Here is a 13730-nt window from a genome sequence, read left to right as displayed (position 1 = left end):
TCCGCAGGCGTGCTCGTTCTCCGCGCGCGCTCGGTCGCCGAGACCCACGCCATTGCCGCTGCGCTGGCCGACGTCGTCGAGGAAGGCGACGTGCTGGTGCTCGCCGGCGAGATGGGCTCGGGTAAGACGGCGTTCGCCCAGGGTTTTGGCCGCGCGCTCGCCGTCGGCGAGCCGATCACCTCGCCGACGTTCACCCTCGTGCACAGCTACGACTCCGGCCGGCTCGTGCTCCACCACGCCGACCTCTACCGTCTCGACCGCATGGCCGAGGTGGCCGAGCTGGCGCTCGGCGAGCTGGTCGAAGGAGATGGGGTGCTGCTGGTCGAGTGGGGTGACGTGGCCGCCGGGGCGCTCGGCGACCACATCGAGGTGCGCCTCGTCGCCCCCGACGCCGACGAACCCGAGCTGCGCGAGGTCGTGTTGAGTGCGGTCGGGCCGGCGTTCGCGTCGCGTTGGCACCTGGTGGAGGCCGCCGTCGGGCCGTGGCTGGCAAGCGGGGACGCGCCGTGCTGATCCTCGGCATCGAGACCGCCACCGAGCGGGTGAGCGTGGCCATCGGCGGTCACGAGGGCGTGCTCGCGCTGTTCGAGGTGACCCGCGGGCGCCGGCACGCCGAGACGCTCACCCCCGCGATCGACTTCGTGTGTGGCCAGGCCGGCATCGCCCTCGACGAGGTCGGGGTCGTCGCCGTCGACCACGGCCCGGGCCTGTTCACGGGGATGCGTGTCGGCCTCGCCGCCGGGAAGGCGATCGCCCAGGCATTGCGCATCCCGATGATCGGCGTCACCAGCCTCGACCTGCTCGCCTTCCCTCTGCGCCACTGCGATCGGCTGATCGCCGCGGCGATCGACGCCCGCCGAGGCCAGCTCTTCTACGCGTTCTACCGCCAGGTCCCAGGTGGGGTGCAGCGCGTGTCGGAGCCCGCGGTCGGCAACGTCGACGACTTCGTCGCCGAACTGTTCGCGAGAGGACACGAAGTGGTGTGCGTCGGCGACGGCGCGCTGCGCTACCGCGACGAGATCGACCGTGACCTGCGGGTGGAGTTCGCGGAGCAGTACCTCGCCCACCCGTCGGCGGCGCCGCTCGTGCAACTCGCCCACGCGCAGGCGCTGCGTGAGGAGTGGGTCAACCCCTGGGAGCTGCACGCCGTCTACCTGCGCGCGCCGGATGCGCAGATCAGTTGGGTCACCCGCGAGGGCGCCCGATGAGCATCGTCAGCCGGTTCGTGCAGCGTGAGGGTCCCCAGCCGGCGGATCTGACGTTAGAGGCGATGCGCAAGCGCCACCTGCGGGCGGTGCTCGCGATCGAGCGCCAGTCGTATCCCAAGCCGTGGACGATCGGTGTGTTCCAGAGCGAGATCGACCTCGCCCGCGACGACCGGCGGTACTACGTCGTCGCCAAGCAGGCCCACGCCGTCGTCGGTTATGCCGGCCTGCTGTACTCGCCAGAGGGCGCGCACGTGACGAACATCGCCGTCGACCCGCGGTTGCGCCGCGGCGGCATCGGGCGCCGGCTGTTGCTCGACCTCGTGCGCGAGGCACGGCGCGCTCGCTGCACGTCGATGACGCTCGAGGTGCGGGTGAGCAACGTCGCCGCGCAGGAGATGTACCGCGCGTTCGGCTTCGTACCCGCCGGCATCCGCCACAACTACTACGAGAACACCGACGACGCGATCGTGATGTGGTTGCACGACATCGACAGCGACGAGTACGCGGCACGCATCGCCGAGATCGAAGCGGCCACATGAGCAGGGTGCAGCCAAGGGGTGCCAGCGGGTACGTCGGCGACGACACGATCGTGCTCGGCATCGAGACGAGCTGCGACGAGACCGCCGCGGCGCTGGTGGCGGGTGGCACCGACGTGCTGTCGAGCGTGGTCTCCTCGCAGGTCGACCTGCACGCGCAGTACGGCGGGGTGGTGCCCGAGGTGGCGAGCAGGGCGCATCTCGACCTGCTCAACCCGGTGATCGCGCGGGCGATCGTCGAAGCGGGGGCGCAGGACTCGAGCATCGGTGCCGTGGCCGCGACGATCGGACCGGGTCTGATCGGAGCGCTGCTCGTCGGGGTGTCGGCGGGGAAGGCGCTCGCGCTCACCTGGGACGTGCCGTTCGTCGGCGTCAACCACATGGAAGCCCACCTGTACGCGACGTTCCTGGAGGACCCCTCGCTGGAGCTGCCGATGGTGGTGCTGCTCGTGTCCGGGGGGCACACGATGCTCGTCGAGATGCGCGACCACGGCTCCTACCGCCTGCTCGGCCAGACCATCGACGATGCCGCCGGCGAGGCGTTCGACAAGGTGGCCCGCTTCCTCGGGCTCGGCTATCCCGGCGGCCCGGCGGTCGACAAGGCGGCGGCGGGCGGTGACCCCACCGCGATCGACTTCCCGCGGGCGATGCTGAACGACGGGTTGGACTTCAGCTTCAGCGGGCTGAAGACCTCGGTGATGAACTACGTCCGCAAGTTCCCCGAGGTGACCACTGCCGACGTGGCCGCGTCGTTCCAGGCGGCCGTCGTCGACGTGCTGGTGGCCAAGTCCCGCCGCGCCGGGCAGCAGGTGGGTGCTCGCGCCCTCGCCCTCGGCGGAGGCGTGGCCGCGAACTCGTTGCTGCGCGAGCGGTTCCTCGACGCATGCTCGGCCGACGGCCGGCAGTGTCACCTGCCGAGTCCGGCGATGTGCACCGACAACGCGGCGATGATCGCGTCGGTGGGTTGGCACCGCCTGCGCAGTGACGGACCGACGCCGCTCGACGCCGCGGCCCACCCCAACCTGTGCCTGCCGTTCGCGGTCGACCGATGAAGCCCGCGGCCGCGCTCACCATCGGCGGGTCCGGTGGCACACGGGCGATCACGGCGGCGAGCCCGGTGGTGCTCGCTCCCATGGCGGGCGTGACGAACGCTCCGTTCCGCACGCTGTGCCGGCGCTTCGGGCCCGGGCTGATCTACGTGAACGAGATGGTGATGGCCACCGCATTGGTGAACCGGAACCCGAAGACCCGCCAGATGGTCTCGTTCGGGCCCGACGAGTCGCCGCGCAGCGTCCAGCTCTACGGCAGCGACCCGGCCACGATCGGCGAAGCCGTCCGCCTGCTCTGCGCCGAGTCGGGCGTGGACCACGTCGATCTCAACTTCGGCTGCCCGGCGGCGAAGGTGACCCGTCGCGGCGGGGGAGCCGCGGTGCCGGTGAAGCGCCGGCTCCTCCGGGCCATCCTGCACGCGGCGGTGGCGGCGGCCACGCCGTACGGCGTGCCGGTGACGGCGAAGTTCCGCATGGGCATCGACGACGGCCTGCTCACGTTCCTCGACACCGGGCGGATCGCGGTCGACGAGGGTGTCGCCGCCATCGCGTTGCACGCCCGGACGGCGGCGCAGCACTACTCGGGGTCGGCGCGCTGGGAGGCGATCGGCGAGCTGAAGGCAACGGTTCCCGAGATCCCGGTGCTCGGCAACGGCGACATCTGGACCGCGGCCGACGCGGTGGAGATGATCCGCCGGACCGGCTGTGACGGCGTGGTCGTCGGGCGTGGCTGCCTCGGGAGGCCCTGGCTCTTCGCCGACCTCGTCGAGGCCCTGGCCGGTCGTCAGCCGCCGCCGCCGAGGGTCCTCGGCCAGGTCGTGCCCGTGCTCGCCGAGCACGCCCGCCTGCTGTGCGACCACCTCGGCGATCATCTCGGCATCCGCCACGTCCGCAAGCACACGTCGTGGTACCTCACCGGCTATCCGGTCGGTCCGGCCGTTCGGTGCGCGCTGTCCCAGGTGTCGAGCCTGGCCGAGCTCGACGACCACCTGGCCACGCTCGATCTTTCGTTGCCCGTCGTCCCCGGCGGCGAACGGCTGACTCGGGGGCACACCGGCGGACCGATCCGCGTCGCTCTGCCCGACGGTTACCTCGACCAGCTCGACGACGTCACACCTCCCGACGAGGAGCTGATCGCGGCGATGTCGGGCGGATGACGCCGAGCGGGCCGGCAGCGCCGGCACAGAAGGTGGTGCTCGCCTCCGCGTCGCCGCGGCGCCGGGCGCTGCTCGGCGCGATGCACGTCGACTTCGCGGTCCGTTCGGCCGACCTCGACGAGTCTGCCCTGCCGGGTGAGGACCCGCAGGCGTACGTGGCCCGTCTGGCCGCGGCGAAGGCCCTCGCCGTCGCGGACGCGCTCGGCGACCCCGAGGTGCTCGTCATCGGTGCCGACACCGCGATCGACCTCGACGGGCTCGTCCTCGGCAAGCCGGTCGACGACGCGCACGCCGAGACGATGCTGCGGCTCCTTTCGGGGAGATCGCATCGCGTGCTCACCGCCGTGGCCGTGCGTCGCCGGGGAGCCACGCAGGTGGGTGTCGAGCAGGCCACGGTCACCTTCCACGCCCTGAGCGACGAGACGATCGAGGAGTACGTGCGCTCCGGCGAACCGGCCGACGCCGCCGGCGCCTATGCGATCCAAGGACGCGGAGCCGCGCTGGTGGCTCACGTCGAGGGTCATCGCAGCACGGTGATCGGCCTGCCGGTCGGGCTGCTCGTGCGGCTCGGCCGCGTGGTCGGGGTGGACCTGGCCCCCTCCCGTTAGCACTCGCGGCCAGCGGTTGCTAACCGTCCTTCGCGTCGCGTAGCCTTGGCACTCCACCGGTTCGAGTGCTAACCGCACCGCGAGCCGGCTGAAGCATCACGAATCCGTCCCTCACGGCAAGCCAACGGAGGCTGCACCCAATGAACCTGAAGCCGCTCGATGACCGCATCGTCGTCAAGCCGAACGAGGCCGAGGAGCGCACCGCGTCCGGCCTGGTCATCCCCGACACCGCCAAGGAAAAGCCCCAGCAGGGCGAGGTGCTCGCCGTCGGCCCCGGCCGCTGGAGCGATGACGAAGGCCAGCACTTCGCGCTCGACATCTCCGTCGGCGACACCGTGCTCTACTCGAAGTACGGCGGCACCGAGGTCACCGTCGACGGCCAGGACCTGTTGATCCTGTCCAGCCGTGACGTCCTCGCGATCGTCGAGAAGTGACCGCATGGCCAAGCTGCTGAAGTTCGACGAAGAGGCACGGCGCGCGCTCGAAGCCGGGGTGAACAAGTTGGCCGACGCGGTCAAGGTCACCCTCGGGCCGAAGGGCCGCAACGTCGTGCTCGACAAGAAGTGGGGCGCTCCGACGATCACCAACGACGGTGTGTCGATCGCGAAGGAGATCGAGCTCGACGACCCGTTCGAGAACATGGGTGCCCAGCTCGTGAAGGAAGTCGCCACCAAGACCAACGACGTCGCCGGTGACGGCACCACGACGGCAACCGTTCTCGCCCAGTCGATGGTGCATCACGGCCTGCGCAACGTGGCCGCGGGAGCGAACCCGATGGGTCTGAAGCGCGGCATCGAAAAGGCGGTCCAGGCTGCAGTCGAGGCGCTGAAGGACCTTTCCAAGGACGTCGACGACAAGAACGACATCGCGAACGTGGCCACCATCTCGGCCGCCGACCCTGCCATCGGCGCGGTCATCGCCGACGCCATCGACAAGGTCGGCAAGGACGGCGTGGTCACGGTCGAGGAGTCCAACACGTTCGGCATCGAGCTTGAGTTCACCGAGGGCATGCTGTTCGACAAGGGCTACCTGTCGCCGTACTTCGTCACCGATCCTGAGCGCCAGGAAGCCGTCCTCGAGGACGCGTACCTGCTGCTGTACGGCTCCAAGATCTCGTCGGTGCAGTCGTTGCTGCCCGCGCTCGAGGCCGTGATGAAGACCGGCAAGCCGCTCGTCATCATCGCCGAAGATGTCGAGGGCGAGGCGCTCGCCACCCTCGTCGTCAACAAGATCAGGGGCACGTTCAACGCGGCCGCGGTCAAGGCCCCCGGGTTCGGCGATCGCCGCAAGGCGATGTTGCAGGACATGGCCGTGCTCACCGGCGGCCAGGTGATCTCCGAGGAGGTCGGCCTGAAGCTGGAGAACGTCACCATCGACCTGCTCGGCCAGGCCAAGCGGGTGATCATCACCAAGGACGAGACGACCGTCGTCGAGGGTGCAGGCACCGAGGACGACATCAAGGGCCGGATCGCGCAGATCAAGACCGAGATCGACAACACCGACTCCGATTGGGACCGCGAGAAGCTCCAGGAGCGGCTCGCGAAGCTCGCCGGCGGCGTGGCCGTGATCAAGGTCGGCGCAGCCACCGAGGTGGAGCTGAAGGAGAAGAAGCACCGCATCGAAGACGCGGTCTCCGCCACCCGCGCGGCCATCGAAGAAGGCGTCGTCCCCGGTGGCGGCACCGCCTTGCTGCGGGCCCGTGACTCGGTGAAGACCCTGCTCGACTCGCTGGAGGGCGACGAGGCCACCGGCGCGAAGACGGTTTGGGAGTCGCTCGAGGCCCCCGCCCGCCTGATTGCCGACAACGCCGGCATCGAAGGCGCCGTGGTGGTCGAAAAGGTGCTCGCCGAGACCGGTGCGATGGGCCTCAACGCGGCCACCGGCGAGGTCACCGACCTCGTGAAGGCCGGCATCATCGACCCCGCCAAGGTGACCCGCGCGGCACTGCAGAACGCGGCCTCGATCGCGGCACTCGTGCTCACCACCGAGTGCCTCGTGGCCGACAAGCCCGAGCCCGAGCCGGCGATGCCCGCCGGGGGCGGCATGGGCGGCATGCCGGGAATGATGTGACGCAGTAAACGTCCAGCACTTCCCCCGTTCTCGGTCGGATCAGGCGCGCTATGTGTCACAAATCCGACCGAGAACGGGGGTTTTGTCGTTATGGCCCCTGGGTGAGGCCGCTGCTGAGCCTCGCTGGGGGCCAGACTGGTGCAGGTGGCCGCTGAGCAGAAGCGATCGTTCTGGCTGCATCAACTCGCCGAGTACCTGATCGGCGCCGCGCTGGTGGTCTCGGGGCTGCAGAGCCCGACGCCGACCGTGCCCACGCTGGCCGGCGGCCTGATCTTGCTCAACGCCGCCTTCGCCGACGGCCCGCTCGGGGCGTTCAGGCTGGCCGGACGCCGCCTGCACCGAGTGCTCGACTGGATCGTCGTCGCCGTCGTGCTCGCCACCGTCGCCTGGCCAGGCGTCGAAGTCGGGACGCGGCTCGTGCAGCTCGCCATCGGCTGCGTCTATGCAGTGGTCGTCTGGCGCACCGACTACACCGTCCGCTCAGGTGTCGCGCCGGCGCCAGGCGCGCCCGGAGGGCGGTGCGAGCCCGGCCGGTCGCGGCGAGGAGATCGGCCGGGCCGCCGGACGGGCGACGGCGCGTGGCGTTCGTGCGGTCCGCAAGCGCCTCGGCTGACGGACCGCTGACGGATCTCCGACGGACCCCTGACGGACCTCGGCTCAGCTCGGGTGGCGGATCCTGCGGCGCCGATCAGCGGCGCCGACGGCCATCAGGGTCCCGATGCCGGCGAGGAGCAACCCGATCGACAAGGGCCGACCGAGATCGTTCGAGCCCGTCCCCGGCAGGGTGCCGGCTCCGCCGCTTCCAGGACCGCCCGTTCCGGGACCGCTGCCGCCGTCGTCGGGGTTGGTCGTGACGGGCGGGACGGTCGTGTCGGGCGGGTTCGTCGTGTCCGGCGGGCCAGTGGTGTCGGGCGGGCCGGTCGTGTCGGGCGGGCCAGTGGTGTCGGGCGGGTCCGTCGGATCGGGTGGGAACTCGTTGGTCACCCGGATCTCGCCCGTCGAGCGGACGGTGATCGTGCCGTCCACCGGGTTGGCGTCGGGCTCCCCACCGGACTCCACGAACGTCACCTCGGCCGCGCCGGAGTACTGCTCGGTGACCGTGCAGGTCGACCCGACGAGCACCTCGAACATCGCCACCTCGCCCGCGCCGATCGAGAACGGGGACTGCCCGCTGAGCAACGGCGCGGGGATGACCGTGCCGTTGCCGTCGCTGATGATGCACGTGATCACGAACGTGTAGACAGCGCCGGGGTCAGGCTCGTTCACGGCGGCCTTCGACACGGTGAGAACGGCCTTGTCGTAGGTGTTCGTGACGGTGATCAGGAGCTCCTGTACGCCGTCGGCATCGGCGACGACCTCCACCCCGGTCTCGTAGGAGTCGTGGTCGATCGTCACCGACGTGGCGCCGAAATCGGCCAGCTCGGTTGCCCAGCAGCGGGCCCCGAGCGGGATGAGCGCCGGTTCACCGTCCGGACCCGTCACCACACTCCCGGAGTCGCTGCGCACGGAGATCTCATGTTGGAGGACGACGACACGCTCGCCGTCCCGCTCGACCGCACACGTGACCTCGATCGCGTAGTCGCGCGCCGGCAGGTAGGTAGCGGCGGTGCCGGTGACCACCTTGTCGACGGCGATGGTGCCGGCCGAGAAGTAGTTCGCCACCTCCGCGACGGCGAGGTTCGCCTGGTCGTTCGCTTCGATCGTCACCGTCACGGGCTCGGCCACCTCGTCCGCTCCGCCACTGTCGGTCTCGGTGATGGTGCACGAGGCGCCGACCGGCAGGCCGGTCACTGGAGCAGAGCCCACCGGCGCGCCGTCCGCCGATCCCTGCACCACGACCGTCGTCGAGTAAACGTCGTCGTTGCCGTTGAAGTCACACGTCACGTCGAACTCGAACGGGCCGGCGGAGAACGCCGGCGCGCCGGGACCGCTCACCGTCTTGCGGATCACGAGCGACCCGACGACGAAATCGTTGGTCACCTCGATGGAGCCCGTCCGGTCTCCGTCGGAGGGCACCACGACCGAGCCGCTCGGCGGGTCGTAGGACACCGAGTCGGCACCGGCGAGATCGGTCTCCACGACGGTGCACACCGAGCCGACAGGGGCAGAGAGGGGCACCGTCTCGCCGGGGACGAGCTCGATGTCGATCGGGAAGCCCGACAGCGAGGTGCCGCCGAAGGTGCAGTCGACGGTTGCCGCGTACGGGCCGCCCGTGAACTCGTCCTGCGCGCCTCCGGTGACCCGCTTGCTCACCACGATCCCCCCGAACGGGAAGTCGTTGGTGACCGTGACGATCGCGACCACCGGGTTGGTCGCGCTCAGGCTGGGCTCGATCTCCACGACGACGGGGTCGTCGGACGGGGCACTCGAGATGCCACCGTTGCTGATCGTCTCCCACACCTGACAGGTCGACCCGGCGGGGATCCCGGTGACGACGCCTGGGGTGGTCGGTGTCGCGGTCACGTTGCCGGTCCGCGATCCCGCGCCGGTGCTCAGCACACACTCGTATCGGAACGTGAAGGCGAGGTCGTCGAGGGCGAGGTCGCCCGGGTTCTCGCCGATCTCCTTGACCACCCGCAAGTTGCCGTACATCGTGGCGACGCCGACCTTCAGCGGCTCGAGCGGCGGCAGTACGCGCGAACCGCTCGCGCCGACACGCGTGACCTCGGCGTGCGCGAGCGAGTTCCACGCAATCGTCGGGTCGGCGACGCGCGGGACGTCGACGGGCGCGACCATCGAGAAGTACACGTCGACCGTGCCGCCAGGGGGCAAGGGAGCGGGATCGAAGGTGGCGGCGACCCGCAGAGCGGTCGTCCCCGCGCCGGGGGGTTCCGCCCACGCGCCGGGCGCGCACGGCGGCCCGCCGAGGTACAGGTCGGCGATGCACGGACTCGACGACGAGGTGTAGCCGATCTGCGCACTGGCCGGCCCGCTGTACGTGGCCGGGCCGAGCAGCGTCGGCGCGGTGGACCACTGGGTGCCGCGGTTCGCGCCGAGCACGCCCTTGTCGCCCGGCGCCGGGAGCGTGTCGATGATGGTCATCCGCAGTGCGCTCTCGGTACCTGCGTTCTGGACGCGGAGCACGTAGTGGAACTGCTCACCGGGGTTCACCAACGCGATGCACGGGTTCGTCGTGTACGTGCGTCCGTTGGCGTTCAGCGACAGGCAGCCGGCGCCACCGACGGGCACCAGCTGAGCGGTGCGGACGTTGTACCAGCCGAGCGCGGGGTTGCCGGCGACCCACTTGCGCGACGCGAAGTTGGCGCCGGACGTGACCGTGACCTGAGCCGGGTCGGTGCAGTAGAGACCGGGGCCGAAGGCACCGTCGGTGACCTGACCGTCGGGCGACGTGCAGGCGAGGTCGTCGACGGGCGACGACGCGCCCATCGTGTTGACGATGACCTGGCCGGCCAGCACGCCCGGTTCGAGGCTGTAGCGGTAGAGGATCGTGACGGACGAGTTCGGTGGCATGTTCCACCCAGGGAACGTCCAGCGCACGAGGCCCACCCGATCGGGCTGAAGGATGTCCGCGGTCATCTCGAACACCGGGTCGGGCGGAGCCGGGTAACCGGGGGGCAGGTTCGACCACGTGACCGTGTACGGCTGGCCACCGTCACCGGCGAACGTGGGGTCGAACAGCAGCCCGGCGGGCAGCGGGTCGGACACGGTCACGTCGGGCAGATTGGCGGTGCCGTTGTTGGTGGTCGTCAGGTTGAACGTCCCGTACTGCCCGGGCGCCACCGTCGTCACCTCGGGCGTCTTGTTGACGTCGATCTTCGGATCGCCGGCCACGAAGAGCAAGTTGTCCGTCACCGGCCCGATCAGGCTCGGGTTGGCGGGATCCGGGTGGAGCTGCGTGGTGAACGCGCCGGTGGCGGTGTCGAGCAGCTCCTCGGGCAGTGGTTCGCCGCTGCTCCGCAGCGAGAGCCGCGGCACGACGTAGAAGTTGACGACGCCGGCGCAAGGCGCGGCCAGGTTTGTGCCCGGACACGGCGTCAGCACGAACCCGTCGTTCAAGGTGCTGGTGTCGCTGAACGTGAAGCGCAACCCGCGCACCTGGGCCGCCGTGACGCCGGCCGGAAGGGCAGCCGAGCTGATGGCGACCCGGTTGCCGAGGACCCACGCGCCGTTGACGAAGGCATCGACCTGGATGCGGTTCGCCCGGTCGAGCTCGATGTCGGCGGGAGGCGTGATCGAGCCGAGGCTGACGAAGTCGACGGCGTCCCAGAAGTCGGTGTCGACGTCTGTCAACTGCAGCGTCTTGGCGGTCAGGTTGCCCGTGTTCTGGATGCGCAGCGACACGGTCGCGTTCTGCGGGACGAGGCCCGGAATCCGCCTCGGCATCGTGTCGGGCGTGATCGCCTTGTTGATCACCGCGCTCTCCATCACCGGTCCCGGGTCGAGGGGCGGGCTGCAGTGGCTCTCCGCCTCGTAGTCGTCCCCAGACGCGGTGATCCCATAGCAGTTGCCCAGGGGGAGGTCGTCGGGCCCGGGCAGCTCGTTCAAGACCATCTCGACCCAGAAGTCGAACGTCTCCGTCGGGGCGAGGACGCCGATCGAAGCGCGCACGCCGATCACCTCCGGGTAGTCACCGACGGGCACGGCGCCGAGGGCTCGCCAGCCGTCCGCGGGCGTGTAGACCTCGATGGTGACCCGCCCGGCCATCGCCGCCGGGCGGATGCCGGCGCTCCTGAACTCGCCGAGCTCGAACATCGTCGTCAGCGGAGGAATGCCGCCGGGACCCACGGGCGGATCGGAGACCACCAGGTTGAACAGCGGGAGGTTGCCGTTGTTGGACGTCCGCATGCGGAACACGATCGGCTGGCCGACGGAGATCTCGGTCTGCGACGCGTCCTTGGAGCCGCCGGTGCTGGCATTGCGCGCCTCGATACCCACGTCGTCGCAAGCCGTGCCGGCGAACGCCCCGGTCGAGCCAGGGATGCCTCCGCCCGCGCCCGTGAAGCCTGCGCAGTTGTCGACGCCAGCGGTCCCGCTCCCGCTCCCGATGTCGGACTCGTCGACCAGGTCGTTGAGGTTGCCGTGCACGCCCAGCCCGGCGGTTGCGTTCGGTGCGATCGTGGCGCCGGCGTCGACGCTGGGGTCGCCGCTGTAGGTGACGGTGATCGAGGCGGCACGTGGCCCTGCGGAGGGAAGGGTGACCGTGAGCGGTCCGGGTGGCGCGTAGTCGGCCGTCGTGGACGAGTTGTCCCTGAAGGTGACGACGACGTGGGCATTGACCGCGCCCGCCGGGAAGGTGAGCCGGAACGACGCGGCATCGACCTTGTCGAACTCGTGCGGCGCGACGGGTTCGGTGATGACGATCTCGGCGATCGGGAAGGCCGAGGTGTTCCGGGCGTTCATGACCATCGATACGCCGGAGTTCTCGCCGATCACCGCGTGCTCGCCGGTGTTGGTCTGGTAGTTGCCGTTCGCGTCGGCGAAGAACGACTTCGCCGGGACGAGGCTGAGCGTCGGAGGCAGGATCTGGTAGGGCGCGCAGCCGGGTGCGCTCGTCGCCAAGGGCGGAAGGGCGGCCGGGTCGCTCGCCGAGGTGGTCGCGCAGTTGTTGATGTTGGTGGTGTTCGGGATCGTCGCGATCTCCACTCCCGTGGAGCGGACCGTGGTGCGTAGGTCGGCATCGATCGAGACCCTGGCGGTGCCACCACCGGCCACGGGGGCGATGGATCCGTCGACGGGGGCGGTGAACACGACACGCACGCCGACGACGTCGCTGGCCGGCACGCCGAGGGGGAAGGTGAGGCTGGACGGTGCCGGTGGCAAAGCGGTCCCGCCGGCGACCCACTCGGCTTCGGTGCACGGAGCGACGCTGGCGGGGCAGACGAACAGCGCGGCCTGGTCGGCTCCCGCCGGGTACTGGGTGACGGTCACACCGGTGACGTCGAGGTACTGCCACGTCGCCGACGTGGAGTCCTCGATCACCATCTGGGTGACCTCGGTGGAGGCCGACGACTGGTTGACGCCGGTCAACTGGATGGTCGTGGTGGCGTTCGGGTCGCCGGCGATGGCCGACCCATCGGTGAACGACTTCGTCGTCTGTACGGCGACGACGCGAGGGATGTTCACCTGCACCGTCGACGGATCGGTCACGGATTCGACCACGTTGCTCGCCGACATCGTCGCTTCGTTGGTGATCAGGTCGCCCGTCTCCAGGGTGGTGTTCGCCGGCAGCGTCACCTTCACGTTGAACGTGTCCCCGCCCCCTGCCTCGAGGCCGTTGCCCACCGGGTTGCTCAGCGGCTTGGTGTACCGGATCGAGAGCGTCGTCCCGTCCCAGGTGACGTCACGGAAGCCGGGGATGTCCCCGGGGATAGTCGAGGGGTCCACCACCAGGCCGGCCGGGAACGTGTCGACCACGAGCACGTCGACGCAGTCCTCTTCGATGCTCGAGCAAGTCACCTGGATCTGCCAGTCGAAGGAGTCGCCGGGTTCGACGATGCCGCGGTCGCCTTCCGTCTCGCCACCCGCGCTGTTGGTCTTGTCGATCGAGATCGTCCCCGTCGGGTCGGAGATGTTGTCGACGACAGGTGACGTGGTGGTCGTGGTCTCGTTCGCCGGAGCAGTCGTGTCGACTGTCGTGTCGTCGGGTGTCGTGTCGTCGGGTGTCGTGTCGGGAGCGGTGGTGTCGGGAGCGGTGGTGTCGGGAGCGGTGGTGTCGGGCGCCGTCGTGTCCGGGACGGTGGTGTCCGGGACGGTGGTGTCCGGCGGTGTCGATTCCGCAGGTGGGTCGGTGACGACGGGCTCCGGGGCTGCGGGCTCCGACCCCGGATCCGCGGCTGCTGCGGTGACGGGGATCAAGAGCGCGACGAGCCCGACGAGGAGCGCGCGGTGGAAGCGACGGGTGCTGCGGGGCGACGTCAATGTGTTCTCACTTCGGTGGGATGAGCCGGTGCGTCCGGGGCAATTGCGGAAATTACCCGGGGACATTCATCGACCTGGGGAACCTCGACCTTGAGGAAAGAATGTCGGCAGCCATCTCTCGAAACTGACCAAGGCTCTACCGATGGTTATTCCCCAGCGTGTCGAGGGTGATCGCCGGTCGGTCGGAGACGAAGATGTCCTGAGGCGTCGGTGTCAGGTGCAG

Annotated in this window: 10 protein-coding genes; 9 read left to right on the top strand and 1 reads right to left on the bottom strand. The window is 69.9% G+C overall.

The features are described 5' to 3' along the window. The first annotated feature begins 9 nt into the window (after positions 1-9). From tsaE to IPM43_06125, 9 genes are all read left to right on the top strand, one after another. Complete coding sequence (gene tsaE, locus IPM43_06165) at positions 10-513, top strand: tRNA (adenosine(37)-N6)-threonylcarbamoyltransferase complex ATPase subunit type 1 TsaE (protein QQS25940.1); 504 nt, start codon at positions 10-12, stop codon at positions 511-513. Next, entirely contained in the window at positions 507-1208 is a 702-nt protein-coding gene (gene tsaB, locus IPM43_06160; GenBank protein ID QQS26354.1) for a tRNA (adenosine(37)-N6)-threonylcarbamoyltransferase complex dimerization subunit type 1 TsaB, read from the top strand. Before tsaE ends, tsaB begins: the two co-directional genes overlap by 7 nt. Beyond that, on the top strand, positions 1205-1747 hold the full coding sequence (gene rimI / locus IPM43_06155; protein ID QQS25939.1) for a ribosomal protein S18-alanine N-acetyltransferase: 543 nt from the start codon (positions 1205-1207) through the stop codon (positions 1745-1747). The genes tsaB and rimI overlap by 4 nt, the downstream gene beginning before the upstream one ends. Then, positions 1744-2796 (top strand): tRNA (adenosine(37)-N6)-threonylcarbamoyltransferase complex transferase subunit TsaD, encoded by a 1053-nt coding sequence (tsaD, locus tag IPM43_06150; GenBank protein ID QQS25938.1) that lies wholly within the window; start codon positions 1744-1746, stop codon positions 2794-2796. Before rimI ends, tsaD begins: the two co-directional genes overlap by 4 nt. Then, positions 2793-3950: a tRNA dihydrouridine synthase DusB gene (gene dusB / locus IPM43_06145; protein ID QQS25937.1), complete on the top strand. Its 1158-nt coding sequence runs from the start codon at positions 2793-2795 to the stop codon at positions 3948-3950. The genes tsaD and dusB overlap by 4 nt, the downstream gene beginning before the upstream one ends. After that, entirely contained in the window at positions 3947-4558 is a 612-nt protein-coding gene (maf, locus tag IPM43_06140; protein QQS25936.1) for a septum formation protein Maf, read from the top strand. The genes dusB and maf overlap by 4 nt, the downstream gene beginning before the upstream one ends. Positions 4559-4698: 140 nt before the next feature. After that, positions 4699-4992: a co-chaperone GroES gene (gene groES, locus IPM43_06135; protein ID QQS25935.1), complete on the top strand. Its 294-nt coding sequence runs from the start codon at positions 4699-4701 to the stop codon at positions 4990-4992. 4 nt (positions 4993-4996) lie between these two features. Further along, positions 4997-6628: a chaperonin GroEL gene (gene groL / locus IPM43_06130; protein QQS25934.1), complete on the top strand. Its 1632-nt coding sequence runs from the start codon at positions 4997-4999 to the stop codon at positions 6626-6628. Positions 6629-6772: 144 nt separating this feature from the next. Beyond that, the gene (locus tag IPM43_06125; GenBank protein ID QQS25933.1) at positions 6773-7252 is read left to right on the top strand and encodes a hypothetical protein; all 480 of its coding nucleotides are present in this window, start codon (positions 6773-6775) and stop codon (positions 7250-7252) included. Between the two features lie 33 nt (positions 7253-7285). On the opposite strand, the gene IPM43_06120 is transcribed toward IPM43_06125, so the two are convergent. Continuing rightward, complete coding sequence (locus IPM43_06120; GenBank protein ID QQS25932.1) at positions 7286-13507, bottom strand: DUF11 domain-containing protein; 6222 nt, start codon at positions 13505-13507, stop codon at positions 7286-7288. Between the last annotated feature and the right edge of the window lie 223 nt (positions 13508-13730).

The organism is Actinomycetota bacterium (genome assembly GCA_016700055.1).
Classification (GTDB): domain Bacteria; phylum Actinomycetota; class Acidimicrobiia; order Acidimicrobiales; family Ilumatobacteraceae; genus Kalu-18.
This window is presented reverse-complemented; position numbering and strand designations above follow the sequence as displayed.

Coding starts and splice junctions, on each gene's coding strand:
- groL (QQS25934.1), top strand. CDS start 4,997: ATGGCCAAGCTGCTGAAGTTCGACGAAGAGGCACGGCGCGCGCTCGAA.
- maf (QQS25936.1), top strand. CDS start 3,947: ATGACGCCGAGCGGGCCGGCAGCGCCGGCACAGAAGGTGGTGCTCGCC.
- dusB (QQS25937.1), top strand. CDS start 2,793: ATGAAGCCCGCGGCCGCGCTCACCATCGGCGGGTCCGGTGGCACACGG.
- groES (QQS25935.1), top strand. CDS start 4,699: ATGAACCTGAAGCCGCTCGATGACCGCATCGTCGTCAAGCCGAACGAG.
- rimI (QQS25939.1), top strand. CDS start 1,205: ATGAGCATCGTCAGCCGGTTCGTGCAGCGTGAGGGTCCCCAGCCGGCG.
- tsaD (QQS25938.1), top strand. CDS start 1,744: ATGAGCAGGGTGCAGCCAAGGGGTGCCAGCGGGTACGTCGGCGACGAC.